This is a genomic window from Ramlibacter sp. WS9 (genome assembly GCF_003797765.1).
GTDB lineage: Bacteria > Pseudomonadota > Gammaproteobacteria > Burkholderiales > Burkholderiaceae_C > Ramlibacter.
Genome location: NZ_RKMB01000009.1, coordinates 149,948 through 170,916 on the forward strand (window position 1 = coordinate 149,948; position 20,969 = coordinate 170,916).

General features: G+C 62.0%; 27 protein-coding genes and 1 pseudogene. 5 read left to right on the forward strand and 23 right to left on the reverse strand.

Annotated features, from left to right (window positions below; translation table 11 throughout):
* Positions 1-251 precede the first annotated feature (251 nt).
* The 11 genes and pseudogenes from EEB15_RS15585 to EEB15_RS15630 form a co-directional block, all read right to left on the reverse strand.
* Positions 252-677 carry a hypothetical protein gene (locus EEB15_RS15585; RefSeq protein ID WP_141510791.1) on the reverse strand — a complete coding sequence of 142 codons (426 nt, stop codon included), beginning with the start codon at positions 675-677 and terminating at the stop codon, positions 252-254.
* Entirely contained in the window at positions 674-1,423 is a 750-nt protein-coding gene (locus EEB15_RS15590) for a ubiquinone/menaquinone biosynthesis methyltransferase (RefSeq protein WP_141510792.1), read from the reverse strand. Before EEB15_RS15590 ends, EEB15_RS15585 begins: the two co-directional genes overlap by 4 nt.
* A complete protein-coding gene (locus EEB15_RS34235) occupies positions 1,420-1,791 on the reverse strand; it encodes a glutathione S-transferase domain-containing protein (protein WP_233259497.1) in 372 nt (123 codons plus the stop codon). The genes EEB15_RS15590 and EEB15_RS34235 overlap by 4 nt, the downstream gene beginning before the upstream one ends.
* A gap of 48 nt (positions 1,792-1,839) precedes the next feature.
* Positions 1,840-2,115 (reverse strand): annotated as a pseudogene (locus EEB15_RS34610) (glutathione S-transferase N-terminal domain-containing protein); the annotation flags it as partial.
* On the reverse strand, positions 2,115-2,651 hold the full coding sequence (locus tag EEB15_RS15600) for a GNAT family N-acetyltransferase (protein ID WP_141510794.1): 537 nt from the start codon (positions 2,649-2,651) through the stop codon (positions 2,115-2,117). The gene EEB15_RS15600 and the pseudogene EEB15_RS34610, both read right to left, overlap by 1 nt.
* 23 nt (positions 2,652-2,674) lie before the next feature.
* Positions 2,675-2,911 carry a trimethoprim-resistant dihydrofolate reductase DfrB gene (gene dfrB, locus EEB15_RS15605; RefSeq protein WP_199236546.1) on the reverse strand — a complete coding sequence of 79 codons (237 nt, stop codon included), beginning with the start codon at positions 2,909-2,911 and terminating at the stop codon, positions 2,675-2,677.
* Between the two features lie 94 nt (positions 2,912-3,005).
* A complete protein-coding gene (locus EEB15_RS15610; RefSeq protein WP_141510795.1) occupies positions 3,006-3,431 on the reverse strand; it encodes a GNAT family N-acetyltransferase in 426 nt (141 codons plus the stop codon).
* Positions 3,432-3,507: 76 nt separating this feature from the next.
* The gene (locus EEB15_RS15615; RefSeq protein ID WP_141510796.1) at positions 3,508-4,065 is read right to left on the reverse strand and encodes a hypothetical protein; all 558 of its coding nucleotides are present in this window, start codon (positions 4,063-4,065) and stop codon (positions 3,508-3,510) included.
* Between the two features lie 69 nt (positions 4,066-4,134).
* Complete coding sequence (locus EEB15_RS15620; RefSeq protein ID WP_141510797.1) at positions 4,135-4,440, reverse strand: cupin domain-containing protein; 306 nt, start codon at positions 4,438-4,440, stop codon at positions 4,135-4,137.
* 298 nt (positions 4,441-4,738) lie between these two features.
* On the reverse strand, positions 4,739-5,296 hold the full coding sequence (locus tag EEB15_RS15625; RefSeq protein WP_141510798.1) for a dihydrofolate reductase family protein: 558 nt from the start codon (positions 5,294-5,296) through the stop codon (positions 4,739-4,741).
* A 39-nt stretch (positions 5,297-5,335) separates the two neighbouring features.
* The gene (locus EEB15_RS15630; RefSeq protein ID WP_141510799.1) at positions 5,336-7,042 is read right to left on the reverse strand and encodes a winged helix-turn-helix domain-containing protein; all 1,707 of its coding nucleotides are present in this window, start codon (positions 7,040-7,042) and stop codon (positions 5,336-5,338) included.
* A 155-nt stretch (positions 7,043-7,197) separates the two neighbouring features.
* Between EEB15_RS15630 and EEB15_RS15635 the strand changes: the two genes are divergently transcribed.
* Positions 7,198-8,250: an alpha/beta hydrolase gene (locus tag EEB15_RS15635; protein ID WP_199236547.1), complete on the forward strand. Its 1,053-nt coding sequence runs from the start codon at positions 7,198-7,200 to the stop codon at positions 8,248-8,250.
* A gap of 27 nt (positions 8,251-8,277) precedes the next feature.
* Here EEB15_RS15635 and EEB15_RS15640 read toward each other — a convergent pair whose 3' ends face one another.
* The 11 genes from EEB15_RS15640 to EEB15_RS33990 form a co-directional block, all read right to left on the reverse strand.
* Entirely contained in the window at positions 8,278-8,655 is a 378-nt protein-coding gene (locus EEB15_RS15640) for a hypothetical protein (protein ID WP_141510800.1), read from the reverse strand.
* 30 nt (positions 8,656-8,685) lie between these two features.
* A complete protein-coding gene (locus EEB15_RS15645; RefSeq protein WP_141510801.1) occupies positions 8,686-9,144 on the reverse strand; it encodes a GNAT family N-acetyltransferase in 459 nt (152 codons plus the stop codon).
* A gap of 160 nt (positions 9,145-9,304) precedes the next feature.
* Positions 9,305-9,544, reverse strand: a complete 240-nt coding sequence (locus EEB15_RS15650) for a DUF6719 family protein (protein ID WP_141510802.1) — start codon at positions 9,542-9,544, stop codon at positions 9,305-9,307.
* 642 nt (positions 9,545-10,186) lie between these two features.
* Complete coding sequence (locus tag EEB15_RS15655) at positions 10,187-10,612, reverse strand: hypothetical protein (RefSeq protein ID WP_141510803.1); 426 nt, start codon at positions 10,610-10,612, stop codon at positions 10,187-10,189.
* Positions 10,613-10,725: 113 nt separating this feature from the next.
* Positions 10,726-11,487 carry a hypothetical protein gene (locus tag EEB15_RS15660; RefSeq protein WP_141510804.1) on the reverse strand — a complete coding sequence of 254 codons (762 nt, stop codon included), beginning with the start codon at positions 11,485-11,487 and terminating at the stop codon, positions 10,726-10,728.
* Positions 11,488-11,992: 505 nt separating this feature from the next.
* The gene (locus tag EEB15_RS15665) at positions 11,993-12,340 is read right to left on the reverse strand and encodes a hypothetical protein (protein WP_141510805.1); all 348 of its coding nucleotides are present in this window, start codon (positions 12,338-12,340) and stop codon (positions 11,993-11,995) included.
* 985 nt (positions 12,341-13,325) lie between these two features.
* The gene (locus EEB15_RS15670; protein ID WP_141510806.1) at positions 13,326-13,598 is read right to left on the reverse strand and encodes a hypothetical protein; all 273 of its coding nucleotides are present in this window, start codon (positions 13,596-13,598) and stop codon (positions 13,326-13,328) included.
* 96 nt (positions 13,599-13,694) lie between these two features.
* Positions 13,695-14,171: a hypothetical protein gene (locus EEB15_RS15675; RefSeq protein WP_141510807.1), complete on the reverse strand. Its 477-nt coding sequence runs from the start codon at positions 14,169-14,171 to the stop codon at positions 13,695-13,697.
* A gap of 1,348 nt (positions 14,172-15,519) precedes the next feature.
* Positions 15,520-16,044, reverse strand: a complete 525-nt coding sequence (locus tag EEB15_RS15680) for a superoxide dismutase family protein (protein WP_141510808.1) — start codon at positions 16,042-16,044, stop codon at positions 15,520-15,522.
* 71 nt (positions 16,045-16,115) lie between these two features.
* Positions 16,116-16,703 carry a gamma-glutamylcyclotransferase gene (locus tag EEB15_RS15685; RefSeq protein ID WP_141510809.1) on the reverse strand — a complete coding sequence of 196 codons (588 nt, stop codon included), beginning with the start codon at positions 16,701-16,703 and terminating at the stop codon, positions 16,116-16,118.
* 58 nt (positions 16,704-16,761) lie between these two features.
* A complete protein-coding gene (locus EEB15_RS33990; RefSeq protein WP_199236548.1) occupies positions 16,762-17,118 on the reverse strand; it encodes a hypothetical protein in 357 nt (118 codons plus the stop codon).
* A gap of 175 nt (positions 17,119-17,293) precedes the next feature.
* On the opposite strand from EEB15_RS33990, the gene edd reads away from it, so the two are divergent.
* From edd to EEB15_RS15710, 4 genes are all read left to right on the forward strand, one after another.
* A complete protein-coding gene (edd, locus tag EEB15_RS15695; RefSeq protein ID WP_141510810.1) occupies positions 17,294-19,135 on the forward strand; it encodes a phosphogluconate dehydratase in 1,842 nt (613 codons plus the stop codon).
* Positions 19,126-19,773: a bifunctional 4-hydroxy-2-oxoglutarate aldolase/2-dehydro-3-deoxy-phosphogluconate aldolase gene (gene eda / locus EEB15_RS15700; protein WP_141510811.1), complete on the forward strand. Its 648-nt coding sequence runs from the start codon at positions 19,126-19,128 to the stop codon at positions 19,771-19,773. Before edd ends, eda begins: the two co-directional genes overlap by 10 nt.
* A 66-nt stretch (positions 19,774-19,839) precedes the next feature.
* On the forward strand, positions 19,840-20,223 hold the full coding sequence (locus tag EEB15_RS15705) for a type II toxin-antitoxin system RelE/ParE family toxin (RefSeq protein ID WP_141510812.1): 384 nt from the start codon (positions 19,840-19,842) through the stop codon (positions 20,221-20,223).
* Complete coding sequence (locus tag EEB15_RS15710) at positions 20,220-20,549, forward strand: helix-turn-helix domain-containing protein (protein WP_141510813.1); 330 nt, start codon at positions 20,220-20,222, stop codon at positions 20,547-20,549. Before EEB15_RS15705 ends, EEB15_RS15710 begins: the two co-directional genes overlap by 4 nt.
* Before the next feature lie 9 nt (positions 20,550-20,558).
* Here EEB15_RS15710 and gloA read toward each other — a convergent pair whose 3' ends face one another.
* On the reverse strand, positions 20,559-20,954 hold the full coding sequence (gloA, locus tag EEB15_RS15715; protein ID WP_141510814.1) for a lactoylglutathione lyase: 396 nt from the start codon (positions 20,952-20,954) through the stop codon (positions 20,559-20,561).
* Between the last annotated feature and the right edge of the window lie 15 nt (positions 20,955-20,969).

Here is a 20,969-nt window from a genome sequence, read left to right on the forward strand (position 1 = left end):
AAGTGGCCGAGCATCGAGGGCATTGCACCTTGGAAGCGCGCATGGCCAATCGTGTGAACAGGACGAGCCAGACAACGAGAAGCGCAACGGCTACATGAACCGCCCACTCAGTGATACCCGAGAGGGCGTAACCCAGCAACCCGATGGCAGGGACAAGCAGCATCGCGCCCAGCAATTGGAGTGTGCGGCGGTTGGACGCTCTCTGGTATTCAGCCCAATGCTCGGTGTATTGCCCCATGCTGGTTTACCGGTTACATGAACGCGCTCGTATTGAACGCAATGTCTGAGCCCGTTCCAACCACCTTGGCTCTTACCTCTCGAAGAACTCGAACCATTTTCTCCCGGGCGCGCGGTGCTTTGAGCTTCGCCGGTAATCGGCTTAGCCAATGCCCATTGGGACCAAGTGCCAACCCTCGTTTGGATGAGAGCTGCCTCGAAGTGGGGAGGGGCTTCCGGCGCAGGACCTCGATGAAGTGATCAAGCTGCGCCGGCGCGCTGAACTGGAGGTCTACGCCCTCGACCTCGACATGCAGGAATGCGTAACCCTTGTGGGGGATCGGCTCCGGCGCCGGAGGAGCGAACTCGCGCTCGGTGTTGGGAGTCGGAATATGCACCCAGAAGGCCGCCGGTGCGAAACGCCAGTCTTTCTCGAATGTGAAGTGGTGCTTGAGCATCATTGCTGCACCCGCGGCTTGCGTGCAGTATGGATCGCGACAATGCCGAGAGACAACCGTTCGAAGGTCACGCCCTCAAACCCATAGCTTTCCAGCTCCAGAGCGAGCTCCTCCGCGCTGGGGAAATCCCGAATCCCGTGCAGCAAGTATTTATAGGCAGACGCATCACCACCAGTGGCCAGCCACCCCAAGACCGGCATGCAGATCGACATGTAGAGAAAGTATGCGCGGTTGACAAATGTCCAGGGAATGTTGGAGGCCTCGAGAATGATCAATCGCCCACCTGGCTTGAGCGCCCGGAAGGCCTCCTGTGCAGCGAGCCGGCGGTTGCAGATCTTCATGCCGAGCGATATCGAGTAAGCGTCGAAGCTGCCGCTTTGAACGGATGGCATGTTTTCGGCGTCAAGCAGTTGGAGGCTGACACTTCCCTTGTGTGCCTGCAGTCGTTGCTCAGCGATTGCAAGCATCTTTGCGCTCACGTCCGATGCGATAACCGTTCGTCCCGTGGTTGATGGTTGCTCCAAGACTCGGAGAATGATGTCCCCAGTGCCTGTGGCCCCATCAAGCAACGTGTCCCACTCTTCGCTTGCGATACGCTCCGCGACCCTTTGCTTCCAGAGCCTGTGTATGCCGAAGCTGAATGCGTCACACAACCTGTCGTACCTTGACGCGATGCGGCCGAAGACGTCGTCCTTCTGCCAGGCAAAGTCTGCGGCATTCAAGTGTGGTGGCGTTTCTGTGACCGTCATGACGCTGTCTGTTCATACTGGGTTACGGTGCGTTCCGCACTTGCGCGGGTACCGAGCCTCGCCATCCACTCCGCGACAGCGCGATGTTCGGCAATGGCGACTTGTCCCTCTGGGGTGAGAGCGAAGTAGCGGAGGATCGGATAGGCGTGAAGGTCTGCAAGAGAGAGTGTTGTGCCGGCAAGGAACGGAAAGTCCCCGACGAGAGCCGAAAGCGCCGCAAGGGCGACGCGGGACCCTTTCAATGACTTGGCAACCAGCGATTCATCGGTGGAGCCGCCTGTCGTGGGAATGCGAACCCTTTGGACGAAGACTCCCCACACCATCGGCCGATAGGCGTAGGAGTCGAGCAGGCCGATCACTTGTGCCATACGCGCTCGCCCGGATGGCGTGGGTGGCTGCAGCGACGGACCAGGGAATGCTTCATCTACATAGCGACAGATTGCCGCAGTTTCGTAGATCGACAGCTCTCCGTGAGTGAGCACAGGGATTCGCCCGAACGGATGTCGCCTAGTGTGAGCTGCAGGCACTCCATCTGGTCCGAAGATATCAACTTCTTCCACTTGGTAAGGCACAGCCTTCTCTTCGAGCGTGAGGCGGACGATGCGCGTATACACACTGCGCGGTAGGCCATAGAGGGTTACGTTTGATGGCGTGCGCCGCGTCGCGGTCGCAAGGGTTGGTTCTCGCGGCATCACAGCGCTTTGCACATACGCAGGAGAGGCACGGCAGTGCCACCTCGCTCGTCTTCGACACTTTCAATTGCTTCAAAGCCGCAGGCACGATAGAGCGGTTCTCCTGCCATCGTGGCCATGAGCTCGACGGTTCGGAAGCTCTCACTCCTGGCTGCCGCCTCGCAAAGACCGAGGATCAGGCGACCTATCCCCGTGCGAACGTGGTCGGGATGGGTATACATCGCTCGCACACGTGCGGCATCGATCTTCGGATCCAGCAGAACGGCACTTCGCCCGGGAGACTGATCGCCCCCGTAAAGCGTGGCACGGCGGCTCCAACCTCCACAACCCACGAGTTGGCCGTCCAGTTCGACGACGAAATATGTTCCGTCTTCGATGAGTTGTGTGTCCAGCCCCATGATCGTTCGGCTTGACGCGATCTGACGGTCGTCAAGGAAGGGCTTCTGCAGCTCGGAGATCGCGGCGTCCATCAGGCTCCGTAGCGCGCCGAGGTCTTCCAGTCGGGCCAGTCGATGATGAAGTGCAATGTTCGACATGGCAACCTTCTTGGTTCCCAGGCCTAGGCCACGCGTTCAAGTGCCGCGACCGGATAGATTTGTACTGAGCCTGGATGAGCCTCGGACTCGACGGCGTAACCCTCTGGAGTCAGAGTTGTGCTGTACCAGCCGACGACGCAGCCTTGCCACGCGGCCCCGGACTTTTTTCGTACGCGATCTCCCAGTCCAAACGTCGTCGGTTCTGATTGCTTGAGTTGGCGCTCATTTTGAGAACCAACGACTTTGCTGATTTGTTCCATATCGCCCTTTGCTGAAGGTCTCGCGAGATCGCTCAGTATGCAAATAGTTTAGCGCCTGGATTGCAGTGTCTTCGCCTCTCCAGTTGAGCGCAGGTCAGGCGTCACTGGCGTATGGGTTTGCGCGCGTGATCTCCATGAACGTCTCCGGTTTCTCGAGTGGAGCGAAGCCGTACTTTGCATAGAGACCCCTCGCGGTGCTGCTGACGAGAACCAACCGCCTCAAGCCCTGCAGGCGCGGATGGGCGAGGACTGCTTCCATGAGCATTCTGCCGTAGCCTTTGCCGCGGTGTTCTTGAAGAACAAATACGTCAAGGACGTAGGCAAAGGTTGTGTAGTCAGTCACCACCCGTGCGTATGCGACCTGCGCCTCTGACTCGAATAGGCCGAAGTTCAGCGAGTTCTGTATGGATTCACGCACCAGGAGCTTGGGGATGCCCTTGGCCCAGGGAGAGTCTTCCGAGAGAAAGCGATGGATCAAGTCCACGTCTTGCACCGCGGGATCGGTTCGGAGTGACAGCATGGGTTGTTTCTACCTGCGCGCTAGTAAAAATGGGTGATGTGCCTTTTGGGCGTCCCCTCGATGGAAGGGTTAGGCGTCATCGTGCCTCCCGACGAAAGAACACCAAGCTCCAGACCGGGCCAAAGATAAACCAGAAGAAGACGCACCCGAAACCGAATTTGTACCAGGCCTGCAAGGGATTAGTGATCGCGTCGTTCCCCACGTAGGCTATCAAGGCTTCGAGTAAGGCGAAGGCAATGATCCATGCTGCGATGCAGCGTAGCCAGAGCCCAAGCTCAAGTCTGACGGGACTCCATCCGGTCGTCGGTGCTTTGGTCGGTACGGGTCCGGACGCGAAGCGGTAGGCGAAGTGCGCGTCCGCCCATCGAACCGCCACGGAAGCGAACGCAATGGTGAATCCAACGTAGACCGCAGCAAGGCCGTGTGCAGTTGTGGCCGTGGTTCCAGAACTCAGGTCCAAGGCGGTGAACACCAAGAGCAAGACGTCGATAGCCGGCAGTGAGTGGAGAAGCCATCGACTCAGAACTTCTCGATGCAGCAGGTATCGCGCGGTCAGGCTCAGAAGGAGAACCAACCAGAACGCCACCTCGCAGCCGACGATCAGAAGGTAGAGGAGAACCGATTGACTTGGCATTGAGACGCGAGATGCGTGTGACGCTTCAGGTTCGAGTTGAACGAGCGGTCAGGCGGCAGTCGCGCCGCTTCAAAAGACGCCGGATTTGAACAGTTGCCCATCTGCCTCTAGCAGGCGCCAAGCCTTGCCATCGGTGTGCAAGACCTGAGCTTCCGCCCCTTCTGTGACGGTCACTTCACCGGAGAGCACGTACAGGAACTCGTCTTCGTTCTCATGCCAGTGATTGTTGGAGGACCGCGCCCCGGGGTGCAGTGTCTGCACGTAGGCTCCGTACTGTGAAAGCCCTCCGGCGTCTGACAACCGCAGGGTGTCCGAAACACCAAAGGACTCGCGTTCCGCCCGTTCGGCGGGTACCTGATTCTTCTTGATGATCATCTCAACTCCTGAGCCGCGACATGAAGCATGTCGTAAATGTAGCCGCTGGACCGGTCGACGCGGTACCGTTGGGACGGATGTCGTGAGGCTGCGCTATGAATTAGAGGCGCGATAAGCAGCGTGTTCGGCCTGCTGCTGATAGCGGGAGGCTCGGCGCTGGTCGCAGTCGGCCTGCATCTTCGCTCGCATCACGCAATGCGGCGGAAGATGCGCGGCGGCTGATGCGAGAGCGCTGGGCCCTTGAGTGCGAGGCCCGTCGAGTGCAGCGCGTTGTTGGGCGACATGACCCATCTCCGAGTCAGCGCGCGCGCCGGTAGTGCATGGCGACCGCGCCGCAACGGAGCGGCTTCGCCGAGATCAATTCGAGCCGTCGCGTGCTGGGCAGCCCGCTCTCGTACAGGGTCGGGCCGTGGCCGGCGATCCTGGGGTGGACGAGCAACTTGTACTCGTCGATCAGATCAAGCCGGTCCAGCTCGGTCGCGAGCTTGCCGCTACCGAGCAGTACGCCGTCCGGGGTCGCGTCCTTGAGCTTCTGTACGCTCATGCGCAGGTCGCCGGCGATGTGGTGGCTGTTGGCCCACGGGAAGTCTCTTCGCGCCCTGGACACCACGTACTTCGGCTTGGCCTCGAGCTTGACCGCCCACTCGCGCATCGCCGGCGGTGCCTGCGCGTCGCCGCGGGCGACCGCCGGCCAGTAGCTCTCCATCATCTCGTAGGTGACGCGGCCCCACAGCATCGCTCCGCTCTCGTCCATGAGGCGGGTGAAGAAAGCGTGCGTCTCGTCGTCGGCGATTCCTTCCTGGTGGTCGACGCAGCCGTCCAGGGTGATGTTGATACTGAAGGCCAAGAGTCCCATGGTGTCCTCCGTTCTGGCATGCTTGCAGTCTATGACTCGCTAGTGAGGGAGCCCAGCTTTCGCCAGTCCCGCGTAATAGCGCTCCCGCTGGCTGCGGCAAAGGTCATTGGCGCACAACCGTTCGTCGCGGAACGACTGGATCGTGTAGGAGGGCAGCAGTCGCCTGAAGGCGGCAAGCGCGCTGCTCGCGGCATCCGCCTCGCCCAGGTTCGCAGCCGCCGCGGCAACCCATGAATGGGCCACTGCATGCTGCGGTCGTTCGAGCACCGAGCGCCGCGCCCAATCGAGCGCCTCGCGGTCGTGTCCCAGGTACAGATGCGCCGCGGCGGTCACGAGGTAGATGCCGTTGAGGTTCGGGTCGCGCGGGCTGAGTCGTTGTGCCTGCGCGAGGGCAGCGATGGCTTCATCCTGCCGTCCGAGGGTGCAACGGGCATAACCGAGCCAGAACCAGGCACTGGCGTCGTTTCGATTGAGTCCGATCTGGCGCTCCAGCAACTCCACCGCCAGCTCGGAGCGGCCGGCCAAGGCGAATGCCGTGCCGCGCGCACCGACGACACGCGAGTCTCCGGGATCCAGCTGGAAGGCCCTTTCCGACAGTCTGTCGGCATGTTGCAGCCACTGTTCGCGCGTCGCGCCGCGCCGGCTCAACCAGCGCTGAGAGACGTCGATGTTGTAGGTTTGCGCCAGCAGCGCCAACGCGAGCGCCGATCCCGGGTCGCGCGCATTTGCGCGCTCCAGAAGCAGGCGCGCCTCTTGGACGGAGTCAGGCGTGGCGCGATTGAACTGGAGAAGCCATCGGGCCTGCAGCAGCAGGTCTTGCAGGTCGGCTGCGGCCCGTACCCGCGCGCCGGCGGTCACCACTTCCTGCAGCTTCAGGTCGAGCGAGCGCGCCACCGTACCCGTGACTTGTCGATAGAGCGCAGGAAGGTCGGACAGCTCGCCATCGATGCGGTCTGCCCACAGGGCGCGCCCGCTCTCGCTGTCGACGAGCTGCAGCGTCAGCCGCACCGATTCGCCCATACGCACGAGGCTGCCGTCGAGAACGAATCGCACGCCGAGCTCGCGGCCCACCTGACGGGCGTCGATACCGCGGCCGCGGTAGCTGTCCGCGGTGGCCCGGGCGATGACGAAGGTCTCCGGGATGCGCGACAGGTCGACGGTGATCTCATCGGTGAGTGCGGCCGCGAGGCGGTCTTGTGCCGGGTCGCCGCCCACGCTGGCCAGGGGCAGCACCACGATCGACAAAACCGGGCGGGCGGCTCCAGTTTCCGGATGCGGCCGCACTGCCCAGGCCACCCAAGCCAGGGCGATACACAACAGGGCCACGCCCGCTCCCAGGAACCAATTCCGGCCCCGGATGCCACTCTTGCGGGGCGCAAGCCCGGCAGGCTCGGGTTCGCCGGACCCCGGCCCGTCCGTTTCCACCGGGACCGCCAGCGTGTAGCCTCGCCGCGGCACGGTCTTGATCACCGTCTGCCCCACATCGCCAAGCGCGCGCCGGATGTCGCTGATGCAGCGCGCGATCGAGTCGTCCGTCACCACCTGCCCGGGCCAGACGGCAGCGATCAGCTCGTCCTTGCTGACAACGGATCCCGGGTGGCGCACGAACCAGGCCAGCGCGTCGAAAGCGAGCGGCCGCAACTCGACGTTGGCGCCCGAGCGACGCAGCGTGCGCCGGTGAACATCGAGCTCGAAGTCGGCGAAGCGGAACGTGGTCGCAGCAGTGAAGTCTTCGGTTCGGCCCATCGGAGTGAGAACCCTTCCCGCAGCGTAGTTTGCCGCGAGCGGGCGAACGGGTACAGAGCTATTCAGGATTATTCAGCCGGCGCACGGCAATTTTCAGGACGCGCCGCCGGTGCCGGGCGCAGATTGGCATCTCCACCCAAGGAACGGAGCCGAACATGTTCAACGATCTCTTACGGCGGATCACCGCCGCCGCCATCATGGCGGTGCTGGCCGGCTGTGCCGGCATGCAGCCAGCACCGAGAACGCCCACCCTGGCAGTCGAGGAATTCCAGGTACCCTCCAAAGCGCCGGGCGTCGAACTCTTCGTTCGCAACAAGCGGCCGGCGGGGATGCAGGACTTCACTTCGGGCCGGATCGTGCTCTTCGTTCACGGCGCGACCTTCCCTTCGGAGTCGACCTTCGACCTGCCGCTGGACGGGATGTCGTGGATGGACTTCATTGCAGGGGCCGGCTATGACGTCTACCTCGTCGACATCCGGGGCTACGGCGGGTCCACGCGCCCCGTCGCGGGTTCCGCTTCTGCCGGTGCGGCAGGCCCCATCGCCACGCTTGCCGAAGCGATGGACGACGTCGATTCCGCCGTCGAATTCATCCGCCGCCGTCGCAACGTCGAACGCATCCAGCTGATCGGCTGGTCCTGGGGGACTGCCGTCGCAGGGCGCTACGCCGCCACCCATGGGCACAAAGTCGACCGCCTGGTGCTCTACGCGCCGCTGTGGCAACGCAGGGCGGCGCCGCTATCGACCCGTGGAGTCGACTTGAAGGTGCCGTATCGGCACGTCGACGTGGCCGGGGCAAAAGTGCGCTGGCTTGCCGGCGTCGCGCAGGACAAGCAGGAACAGCTTATTCCGCGCGGCTGGTTCGAGGCCTGGGTCAAGGCATCGCTTGCAACCGACCCCTGGGGATCGAAACAGACACCGCCGGTCATGCGCGCTCCCAACGGCGTCTTCGCGGACCTGCAGGTACCGGGCGAGTGGGTACCTCCGTACGACCCGGCGGCCGTCAGGGCACCGACGCTCCTGGTCAAAGCGGAGTGGGACGCCGACACGCCGAGCTACATGGCGCAGACCCTGTTTCCGCTGCTCGTCAACGCACCGCGGAAGCAATACCTCGAGATCGGTGAGGGGACGCACTCGGTCATGCTGGAGAGAAATCGCATGCAGTTGTTCCGCGCGGTCCAGGAGTTCCTTGATAGCCCGGGACGGTGACGACCTTGAGCGCAGCATCGAGCGGGCTCACCGCCGCCCCTTGCCCGACGAGAAGAGCGCCAGAAGGATGAATACAAGCGCTGAGACGAGCATGCCGCCGACTGCGAGTGCCATCGAGCGACGAGACTCCTGGCGTTTCACACCTTCAAGTAACCTGCGAACGATCGCGCGTGTCCCAAAACCGCCAAGTACCGCAGGAATCAAGAGCAGGACAAGCGGCGCGACCCTCTCGGCATCGACACTCTCTACAGCGTGGTACGACAGGAGGTACTGCTCCAGATCGTTCAGGAAATCCGGCGCGTGCAGCAATTGACCGACGGCGAAGTAGGTGCACAAAGTGCCAACCAAGACTATGGCGTAGCCCCAAACGGGCAAACGACCTTCCGATTTGCTGGCCTGCGGCATTGCGGCTCCTCCGCGTTCGAAATGAGAGGGTTATACATCGATGGCCTTGCTGTAGGCATAGAAGACTTCATCCCGGACCCAGCCAAGCGACTCGTATGTGGCCTGTGCCGCCTTGTTTGTTCTTGCGGTGGTGAGATCCATTCTCGCCTTGCCGCTCTCGGCCGCAAGCTTCTCTGCCGCCTGTAGCAGCACCTTGCCAGCGCCTGCGCGCCTTGCTTCTGGTGTGACGAACAGGTCGTAAAGCGAGTAGATCGGCTTTGCTTCGACCGAACAGAAGGTAGGGTAGAGCTGGCAGAAACCAACGGCGTGTTGGTTTTCATTCAGGGCCAGAAGAACCACGGACTCGTTGTTCGTGAGGCGATCGCGGATGAAGCTCCTGGCCAAAGGGAGGTCGGATGATTGCTCATAGAACTGTCGATACGCATCGAACAGTGAGGCGACGACATCGAGGTCAGCCAGCGTTGCGATTCGGGTACGGATGGTGGTCATGAGGTTCGAACTCGATGCCTAGCGTGAACGTAACCGGCGCACCCGGAACGGCCCGACCGAAGGGAGCAGGTGCTCCGCGTCCGCGTCGAGTGACAAGTTGGACGAAGCCGCTACGCGGAGGAGTCCCTGCCGACGCTGGCACGATCTGTTCCGCATGAGGCTAGTTTGGGTGAGGGACACAGCGGACTTTGCGCGGGATGGACTTCTCCTGGCTTCCTCCTGTGATTTCCTTCACTTCTCCTTTGGGGCAAGTTCCATCATCGACATAGACCACTTTCCCGTAGCGCACCGAGCCTTTCGGTGGCTCTTCTTTGAGGTACTCGACCTTCGTTTGGGATTGGCACGGATACGAAAGGAGGAGCCCAAGAGTAGAGGCCAAAGCGAAGGAAAGTGATTTCATGGTTCGTCTCCGTGAAGTTGGTCGTCGCTGTAGTTGAAACGTAAAAATGACCGGACCACCACCCTTTGCGGCGAAGCCGCCTCCTGCAGGTGTGGGTCCGTGTCGATTGACAAGTTAGGGCGCGTGCATGGTTGACTCATATTCGCCTTCAGTGGGCTGTGTGATCTGCCGTGCGGTCCCACAGTGTGCCCTTCCAGTTGTCTATGAAACCACTTTCGCCACATTCGGGACACCACCACACAACTCGATTTGTCTCCAGCTCGAAATCGGTTTCGATTGTCCCCGAACAGGGCCTGCGGCCGGGACGGCATCGGCACTTCACGCCTTCTCCGCCACACTGATCCGACATCAAGCTAGTGGCATCGGCCACGATCATGGCCGTGTACTCGGCGAGGCGCCGCGCCGGACCAGGCATTGGAGCAATAGCACCTTCTTCGGTGAGCCAATGTCTCAGGTCGACAACAAAAGTCTTCGGCATTCGCGTTTCTTTCGGCGGCACGAGCATCTCCGGGCGGTTGGCGCGCTCAACGTTTGAGTTGAGCGGCCCACACCGGCGTGCGGCGATTGGCCCAGAATGAAATGGAGGCCAATCGCCGCACGCCGGTGTGGGTCCGCTCGAACGAAGGGTTAGGCCGCATTGGGCTACTTTTGCCCAGCAGTTGACTGAGTTGACTTCCGGCCGCGATACCAAGCCAGCAGGATGGTGGCGATGCAGATTGCGAGCACAACTGCTACGTAGTACAACTTGAGGTCAGAAGGGTCGAATGACTTGAAGGCTTCGACGTCTACGCCAGCCGCTTTCCCGCGTTCTCGCAGCAAATTCGCGAGCGCGACGAGTTGGCGCTGCGATGACTCGAGAGCCGCGAAGTTTCCGAAGCAAAAAACCACGTAGGCAGCAAGAACGGCGAACGCCTCGGGAAAGATTCGCGTGACCTTCTCGCTAGAGATCGTGTAAGCGACTAGCGCAAGGCTGACGACTGAGAAGTACCCCCAAAGCTTGTCGGTTGCGGTGTACTGAGCTTGGTACATGTCCATCGCAGCCTTCAGAAGTGTTTGCTCATCTGCCATAGCTTCCTCCTTTGCACGTGGTTCGGTATGCGGCCTAACGTCGAAGCTGACCGGAACGCAACAACTGCGGCGAAGCCGCCTTCTCATGTTGCGTTTCCGTGTCGAGCGAAATGTTAGGTATCACCGCCGGCCTCTTGAATCTCTATGAAGTAGGGGATTCTGACGGCCTGCGAGTCGGGCACCGCATCCACCGATATCACCTTCGCGCCGAGCTCGTAAAGGTTAGCTCCGATGTGCCGTTGCACACACACAACCATCAGACCCGCAGCGACCTCCCCGATGTTCCCAACCAGTTTGGACGTCTCGGCTACCAGTGACTCAAACGCGCCAGCAGGATCGCCAGGTCGAATCGCTTCGAGCATGGATCGACCGGCGATTGTCTCCGCGAACGAGAACAGGGTGTTCGCATTGTGCTTCGCGAGGTAGATCTGGAGCGGATCCCCATCTACCAATGCCGCGTAGCCTGCGTCGAGTTGGTCTCCAGCGTAATGGAAGGCGAACTTGTTCCGAACGATAGCCACTAAGTTTTCCCTACCGAAATACTTCTTCAACTCGTTCAGAGCGGTAGCGGATTCAGTGTCCAGGAGTGGTTGATACTCGCGAGAGAGCTGGGCTCCGAAGAAGGAGTTCTGCAGCAATTGCCAGAACTCATAGATCTTCCCCGTGAGTATTCTCGCTAGCACCATAGCCTGCATAGTCTCTGCTTGGCTAGTCAGGCCTTCGTCGGCGGCAGATCCGGCGGCAAAGTGAAACAGCTTAGCCAAAGCATTGAGCTCGTTCGACGCATGCGCGACCAAGACGAGAAGACGGCGCTCCCCGTCAGGTATCCGATCCAATTGTTCTCGGGTCAGGTCAATTCGGTGCAGGTCGACCATGTGAGACCTAACGTACAGATGACCGGACCACCAACACGAGCGGCGAAGCCGCCTCCTGCTGTTGTGGGTCCGCGTCGATTGACATGTTATGGGGCAGGACGGCCTTTTTGCACGTGCTCATAATTTGCCTCGCGATACCCATGCCCATAGTTTGCCGCACCGACACTGGCAAGCCAACTCGCCCGAGTACTGCGCCTCCTCCAGTTTGAGGAGGCCGCGGCGCGAAGGCCAACGAATGGAGGGACTCGGCCGGAGATGTCGGCAGGCCAATGGCTTGGATGGCGGCGCCGCGACTCGCCCGAGCACCAGGGCGGAACCCCCAGAAAAGCGCAGCGATCCGAGTGAATGGCAACGATTGACGCCGCTTGTGAGATCGCGAAGTCGATCGCGTGACAGCTTCGCGTGCCACTGCCTTCACCCCGCCCTATAACGTGAAGATGACCGGACCACCAACATGAGCGGCGGAGCCGCAGCCTGCTGTTGTGGGTCCGTGTCGATAGACATGTTAAGTCTCAACCCGTGCATCGTCGCTTTCGTCAGTCTTTTCGTGCCACGCGATGGTGTCGAGGGTCTCGCTACCACGCTGCACAACCACCATCCAGTCTTCGAAGGGTTGCCCGGCTGGGCAAAGCTCTCGCATGACTTCTGCCACTCGGCTGCGGAAAGCCTTGCGGGTAGCGCCGCTCAACGGCTCGCCGGCGCGAACCCGAACAAATAGATCGTCGGCTCGCCAGTCGTAACTGTGGCGCTCGACCTCTACCTCACCATAGTTGCCTACGACGCTAGAGACGGCGACTCGCACGGCCTCTTGGATTGGCTGTTCTCGCTTCTGTCGCTCGCGCCGACGTGTCATGGTGAGATTTAACGTAGAGGTGACCGGACCACCAACATTTGCGGCGAAGCCGCCTCCTGCTGTTGTGGGTCCGTGTCGACTGCCTTGTTGTACGCAGCCGTGGTGGCCAGCGCCAACCAGCCAGGCACGCCTGTGCGCCACTGATGCAAGGGATGTAGGCGTGAGGAAGGCGGCATGGGCCACCACGGTAGCGCAACGGCCGTGGAATGCCAACCCCGCAGTGTGCTGGCTCGCCACAAATGCAGGCTGCGCCCAGCGGGCGCGCGGGCCTTTGTCTTGGCGCCAGCACGAGTCAGCCACGCAGCGCCCGCCCGCTCACCCGAGCACTGACCACGCTGCCCCAGAGAAATGACTACGCAGGCGCGCGTCGTAACCCGCGGCCAACGATGCAGCCGGAAACTCGCGGCCGCATTCAACGACCTCACTTCCATGCCGTACAACGTGAAGATGACCGGACCACCAACATCAGCGGCGAAGCCGCAGCCTGCTGTTGTGGGTCCGTGTCGATTGACATGTTATGGGGCAGGCCGGCCCTTGTGCATGTGCTCATTGTTTGCCGCGCGATACGCATGGCCATAGTTTGCCTCACGGATGCTGGCAAGCCAACTCGCCCGAGTGCTGCGCCTCCTCCGATTTGATGAGGCCAGGGCGCGAAGGCCAACAAACGGCAAGACCTGGCCGGAGATGTCGGCAGGCAAAACGCCTGGGCGCCGGCGCCTTGACTCACCCGAGTGCCAGGGTGCGACCCCCAGAAAAGCGGAGCCGCTACGAGCGATGTGCAACGCTCGACGCCATGTATGCGGTGCGAAGTCAATCGCGTGAAAGCTTCGCGCACCACTGCCTTCACCCCGCGCTATAACGTAGAAATGACCGGACCACCAACATGAGCGGCGAAGCCGCAGCCTGCTGTTGTGGGTCCGTGTCGATTGACAAGTTAAGTCGCGCTCTTCCGGAGAGCGCACAAAACGGTGTGGAGCTGAAGAGGCTATTTTCCATTGCCTTCCTCGATTGAACGAACCTTGCGAATGAAAACGACAACGAGAAAGGCAGCTGGCAGGAACAAGACGCCATCCAAAGCCGCGAGCATGTGCGCTGAAGCGAGTCCGAATGGAATGAGCCAGTAAAGCGGGACAAGAACCACGAACAGTACGAGCGCCCTCCAACCGGCAATAAGAAACACCCCCAAGCCACACAACGCCTGCACGGATAACCCCAGCGCAAATAGCGTGTCGCCCGGAAGTGACGCGAGTATGCCCATGCGATTTAACGTGAAGATGACCGGACCACCAACATGAGCGGCGAAGCCGCAGCCTGCTGTTGTGGGTCCGCGTCGATTGACAAGTTAGGCGGCACGTCAGTGCTCAGTGTTCTCTTCGACCGACGGAACCATATCGTCCATTTCGTCCAGTGCCTCCACAACTGCGCCAAAAATCCTCTTGCATGCCGCGCCTTCCTTGGGCGTGCCGTTATCGAACGAAATGCGGAAGCGCTGCACGTCGGCCTGATGCGAAGCGCTTGACCGGTTATACCAGTCCTCGACGACGTCTCCCACGCGGCGTTCCGCTTGCGTCCTGCTTTTTACGATGAGCGCGTCAGTCCGGGACATGTGTTCGGTGAGACGGCGGCGCGTCGAGCCAAATCGATCGGACTGATCGGGCAGCGAGTCCGCGCAGCTCCGCTCGAGGAAGTCAAGTCTGTACGCCGTGAACTCCGCGATCGTGCGAAGGGTGAACGAGTTTCGGAGATCCAACAGCGGACTGTATATCTGCGCCGTCGCGGAACCGCACCACAACGCGGCAGCAATTCCGATCGCGCGCAATAGAGTGTTCATGCCGTCTAACGTGAAGATGACCGGACCACCAACATGAGCGGCGAAGCCGCAGCCTGCTGTTGTGGGTCCGCGTCGATTGACAAGTTATGGGGCAGGACGGCCTTTTTGCACGTGCTCATAATTTGCCTCGCGATACCCATGCCCATAGTTTGCCGCACCGACGCTGGCAAGCCAACTCGCCCGAGTACTGCGCCTCCTCCAATTTGAGGAGGCCGCGGCGCGAAGGCCAACGAATGGAGAGACTCGGCCGGAGATGTCGGCAGGCCAAGGGCTTGGATGGCGGCGCCGCGACTTGCCCGAGCACCAAGGCGGAACCCCCAGAAAAGCGCAGCGGTCCGAGTGCATGGCAACGATTGACGCCGTTTGTGAGATCGCGAAGCCGATCGCGTGACAGCTTCGCGTACCACTGCCTTCACCCCGCCCTATAACGTGAAGATGACCGGACCACCAACATGAGCGGCGAAGCCGCCTCCTGCTGTTGTGGGTCCGTGTCGATTGACCAGTTAAAGTGCATTGCCAACCGCCTTCCCTCTGTGCTGCCACCACTGTGCAACAGCCAGCAGAGCCGGGAAAGCAAGAGCAAGAGCGGCCACTAAGCGAAAGCCTTGCCGCTCAAAAACAGACAGGCTGACGTGGGACTGCTCGAAGTCGCACGTGGACCGGACGTGATCGAAACTTCCGCCCTTATCCAAGCAACTGTCAATTGCAACTAGGTCGCGAAGTACGGGCAAGAGAATCCACAGCCCAAGAGCGAGCACCAAGACTCCGACAACTCGGCGAACCACCACCCGGCGAGGCGACGACGGCGACCCAGATGCGCGCGTCGGCAGAAACAGCCGAACTGCTGCGGCAGACGCGAGTAAGAACACAGAGCCCCACAGGTTCGCATTCTTCAGGGCTCGTTCGCCAGCAAAAAGCATGATGCCCTGAAAGAAACCCATAAGCCCGTAAACGGCGACCAACACAAATAGACACCCGAGCGCGATGTGGAGTCGTCTGGGGCGGATCACAAGCTGCTCTGCACGTGCGCTTTAACGTAATGTCTCCCGCACTCCCAAACCTGCAACCCGGCACTTGCGGGTTATCAGCTCTGAGGTCGAGATCGCAAGTCTTTGCGAGCGTTGAAGATTATTCAAGCTTTGCGGAATAACACGTCCGCCGGAACTGCAGGCGTTATCCCGCAAGACGAAGGTTCTCCCAGTTGCGGAATAAAACTGCGGAATAACGTGGCGTTGTTGCCTTGGTCTGCTCATTCGCTCCTCCCCGGGCCGCATGGATGCTGGATGCCGTCGATCCAGCCTTGATTTTGTAGTGTATTAGTTTGCCGCCAAAGTCCTCAAAACTTTTCTCACCGAGCAATCACCCCACAAGCCAACCGCGCCCCCGAATTCCCCGTCGGCTGCGTCTTGAAGTCATCCGGGTCCTTGTGCACGATCAGGCCTTTGCCCACGATGTCCGTCACGCCGCTGCCCACGCTGATGGTGGACGACTCGTAGTTGAACTTCGCCACGCCGTTCGCGTCGGCCTTGAGCATGCGCAGATCGCCTGCGTGATGTTCCCCGGCATCGTGGTTGCCGTGCGGTGCGCCCGTGGGGTTGAAGTGGCCGCCCGCGCTCATGCCGTCCGCACTGGAGCAGTCGCCTTTTTCATGGACGTGGAAGCCGTGGTCCGCATTCGGCTTCAAGCCGCGCACTTCGCCGCTCACCAGCACCTTAGCGCCTTGCTGGGTGAAGTGCACCATGCCGCTGGCGGTGTTGCCCGCGGTGGGCGACAAGGTCGCCATGGCCATGACTTTCGGGGCTGGCGGGGCGGCGCAGCCGGCGAGGGCCGCCGCGGTGATGATCGTGAACGCGGCGAACGGGCGCAAAGCCATGGCAAGTCTCCTTGTTGTGGGTGTTGCCGCACACTCTAGGGCCAACGCGCCCGGCGGGCAATCCGCAACAACTATGACTCCCGCAGCTTGAGCAGCCGCTCCAGGTGCTTGTCGCGGATGTTGAGGCGCTTCAGCTCTTCCAGCGTGTTGTGCGCGTATTCGAAGGTGGTGCCGTAGATGCCCGTGGCCTCTTCGAAAATCCGCCGGTATTCGTCTTCGGTCAAGGTCCCGGTGTGGCTGGGGCTCTTGCGCGACAGGGTGAAGGCCAGGGCCTGCACCGGGCCGTGGCTGGTGTGGCAGGTGAGCCATTTCGGGTCGTACACCGCCAGCGACATCTCCCGGGCCCACAGCCTGGCCAGCACTTCCTGGCCGGCGGCCTTGGGGATGCGGAACACCATGCCCTGGCAGCAGCCGCCCGACAGCATCCCGAAAACCAGGCCCGGCCGCTCGGGCGTGCCGCGGTTGATGCGGCTCCACATCTTCAGGGCGCGGTGCCAGCCGTGCACCTTGGCGGGCCGGCGCTCGGCAAATTCGAAATCCGGCTTCCAGATGAGCGAGCCGTAGCCGAAGATCCACAGGTCGTCATGCCCGCCCCAGTCCTGCAGCACCCTGTCCAGAAGGGGCATCGGGTCGCGCAGCGGCTTCAACGCTTCTTTCATGAAGTGTCACTGTAGCGCGGTCGCGCGATCCGCGCAGCCGAGCAGGGTGCGGCATGCGTCAGTTCCACCGCGGCTGAGCGATAAGGAGAACCAGGATGAAGAATGCTGCCGCGAACCCGGGAACCGCAGTGAAAGCCAGCGCGGCGATGGCAGCGCCGAACTTGCCTTTGGCGCGAAGCGCCTGACCGGCCCAGAGGCTGACGCCCATCGCCGCCAGCAGGGCGAGCCACAAGACGAGATTGAAGGAGGAAACGGATCCGTCGCCAATGCCGATCAGGAAGAAGACGACGAACGTGGCAGTCGTCAGGGCCGAACACACAAGGAAGACCATCGAAGTGAGACGGCCGCGAGGGCTGGGCGTTGCATCCGTATCTTCGGCGATGCGCGGCGGCTGCCGTGAGGGTTGAGTCGTCATTTCCGGCCACCAAAGTTTTCTTCTACAGTAAGCATCAATCCTCCTGATCGCCGTTGACCGGCCTTGCTCCTGCAGTGTATTGGCTGGCAGCCAAACAGGGTTTTGGAACCCGTTTGTTACCCGTTGCCGGCTGGATGGCGTTACGATGGCGCTTGTAATTTAGTTACCAACATTCATGAAACTCCATCCGACCGTCCACACCGTTACCGAGCGGATCCGGGAGCGCAGCGCCACGGCCCGGGCCGCGTACCTGAAGCAGATCGACGAAGCTGCGGGCCGCGACCGCGGCGCCGACCGCATGGGCTGCGCCAACGTGGCCCATGCCTTCGCGGGCATCCCCGACAACGACAAGTTCAAGATCGTTGCCGAGAAAGCGCCCAACATCGGCATCGTCAACGCCTACAACGACATGTTGTCGGCACACCAGCCGCTGGGCCGCTACCCCGACCTCATCAAGGACGAGGCGCGCAAGCACGGCGCCACGGCCCAGGTGGCCGGCGGCGTGCCGGCCATGTGCGATGGCGTGACGCAGGGCACGCCCGGCATGGAGCTGAGCCTGTTCTCGCGCGACGTGATCGCCATGGCCACAGCCGTGTCGCTGAGCCACGACGTGTTCGATGCGGCCTTGATGCTGGGCATCTGCGACAAGATCGTGCCGGGCCTGTTGATCGGCGCGCTGCAGTTCGGCCACCTGCCGACAGTGTTCGTGCCGGGCGGGCCGATGCCGAGCGGCTTGTCGAACAGCGACAAGGCCAAGGTGCGAGAGCGGGCAGCGCAAGGGCTGGTCGGCCGGCCCGAACTGTTGCAGGCCGAGCAGGCGGCTTACCACTCGCCAGGCACCTGCACGTTCTACGGCACGGCCAACAGCAACCAGATGCTGATGGAGGCGATGGGTTTGCACGTGCCGGGCACGGCGTTCGTGAACCCGGGCAACGACCTGCGCGAGGAACTCACGCGCGAGTCGGTGCGCACGGTGCTGGGCATCGTCAAGGCGCGGCGGTTTGCGCCGATCGGCCGGGTGGTCGACGAGCGCGCGATCGTCAATGCGATGACGGCGCTGCTGGCGACGGGCGGCTCGACCAATCACTTGATCCACTGGGTGGCCGTGGCGCGCTCGGCCGGCATCACCATCGACTGGGACGACTTCGCGCAGCTGTCGGCCGTGGTGCCGCTGCTGTCGCGCGTATATCCGAACGGCACGGCGGACGTGAATCAATTCCAGGCCGCGGGCGGGCCGGGGTATGTGATCCGCGAGTTGCTGGATGCAGGGCTGATGCATGAGGATGTGCTGACGGTGAGAGAGGGCGGGATTCGCGAATTCACGCGCGTGCCAGCCCTCACCCCAGCCCTCTCCCAGGGGGAGAGGGAGCAAGCCCTTGCGTGGCAAGACATCGGCCCCTCCCGTGACCCGAACGTCGTCCGCCCCGCCACAGATCCCTTTAGCACCACCGGCGGCCTGAAGCTCCTCACCGGCAACCTGGGCCGTAGCGTGATCAAGGTCTCCGCCGTCCCCGAAGACCGTCACGTCATCGAAGCACCGGCCCGCATCTTCAACGCGCAGGAAGAGTTGCTCGCCGCGTTCAAGGCCGGCGAACTGGAGCGCGACGTGATCTGCGTCGTGCGCTGGCAGGGCCCGCAGGCCAACGGCATGCCCGAGCTGCACAAGCTCACGCCGCCGCTGGCCGTGCTGCAAGGCAAGGGCTTCCGCGTCGCGCTGGTGACGGACGGCCGCATGAGCGGCGCTTCGGGCAAGGTGCCTGCCGCCATCCATGTGTCGCCGGAAGCTGCGGCCGGTGGCCCGCTGGCCAAGCTGCGCGACGGGGATGTCGTTCGACTGGACGGCGTGGCAGGCACATTGCAGGCGAAGGTCCCCGACGCGGAATGGGCGGCGCGCGAGAATGCCGTCATGCCCGAAACATTGAGGGCCGCCAACGGCGTTGGCGTGGGCCGCGAAATGTTCGCGGCATTCCGGCGCAATGCGCTGATCGCAGAAGAAGGAGCCTGCACATGGCTGTAGACAACCGACTCACGGCAATCGAAGTGATGAGCGATGCGCCGGTGATTCCGGTGATCGTTCTGACGGACGTGGCGCATGCCGTGCCGCTGGCGCGCGCGCTGGTGGCCGGCGGCATCCGCATGCTGGAGGTGACGCTGCGCACGCCGATCGCGCTGGCCTGCATCGAGGCGATTGCGCGCGAGGTGCCCGAGGCCGTAGCCGGCGCCGGCACGGTTCGCAGCGCGGCCGATGCACAAGCTTCGGCCAAGGCAGGCGCGCGCTTTGCCGTGAGCCCTGGCTACACGCACAGCGTCGGCAAGGCGTGCCGCGAACTCGGGCTGCCGTTGTTACCCGGCGTGGCGACCGGCGGCGAGATCATGGCGGCGCAGGAAGACGGCTACAACCAGCTCAAGTTCTTCCCGGCGATGCAGGCGGGCGGTTTGGCCATGCTCAAGGCGTGGCAGGGGCCGTTCGGCGACGTGAAGTTCTGCCCGACGGGTGGTGTCACCGCCACGAATGCACCGGAGTTCCTGGCGCTGTCGAACATCGTGTGCGTGGGCGGGTCGTGGTTGACGCCGCAGGATGCCGTTCAGGCGGGAGACTGGGCGCGCATCACGCAGCTGGCGCGTGAGGCCGTGGCGCTGAAGCGGTCAGCTTGACGGCGTCCGTACTCGACAGGTAGGTGATTTGACCGATTATGCCTAGATTGGCATAATTCGGAGACGATGTCGAAACAGATCCGCAAGCCCCTCAAATGGGTGGCCTCGGCAAAGCGTGACCTGGATTCGATGCCCGAGGACGTCAAGGATGTATTTGGCCACGCCATCGACCTTGCCCAGGCAGGAGGCAAACATCAAGATGCCAAACCGTTGGGTGGCTTCGGCTCGGCAGGTGTATTGGAGGTAGTCGAGGACCATCGCAACGACACCTTCCGCGCCGTCTACACCGTCAAGTTCGCGGGGTGGGTCTACGTCTTGCACTGCTTTCAGAAGAAGTCCAAGAGCGGGATCAAGACACCGAAGGAAGATATGGACCTGATCAAGCTTCGCCTCAGGGCCGCTGAACAGGACTATGAGGCTTGGCAAGCAAAGCAAGGAGTACAGCGATGAGCCAGCACAGTGCGATCACGATAGAAGAGGGCGGTACGAACGTCTATGCCGACCTGGGCTATGCCGATGCGGCCGAAATGCAGCGCAAGTCTCAGTTGGCCGCCGAGATTGCCCGCGCGATCAAGGCACGGCGTCTCACACAGGCAGATGCTGCCCAATTGCTGGGAATCGATCAGTCAAAAATTTCCCGCATCACGCGTGGCCAGTTCCGAGGAGTGAGCGAAGCCAAGCTGCTTGAATTGGTCGCCAAGCTGGGCCATGACGTGAAGATCGTCGTCGGGCCCGTGAGGCGCCGCGCGGGCAAGATTGAACTTCAATTCGCCTGACCGTGGCGGCTACGCCGCCTCGTTCTTCCGTTCGATTAGCTCGATCTTGTACCCATCCGGATCGGTCACGAACGCGATCACGGTGTTGCCGCCCTTCACAGGCCCCGGCTCGCGCGTGACGTTCCCGCCGCCGGCGCGGATCTTCTCGCAGGACGCATACACATCCGGCACGCCCAGCGCGATGTGGCCATACGCCGTACCCAGTTCGTAACTGTCGACGCCATGGTTGTACGTCAGCTCGATCTCGGCATGGTCGGGGTTGGTGCCGTAGCCGACGAACGCCAGCGAGTATTTCTGCTCGGGCCGCTCGGTGGTGCGCAGCAGCGTCATGCCGAGCACGCGGGTGTAGAAATCGATGGAGCGCTGCAGGTCGCCCACGCGCAGCATGGTGTGGAGAAGTCTCATGAGCGCCATTATGGC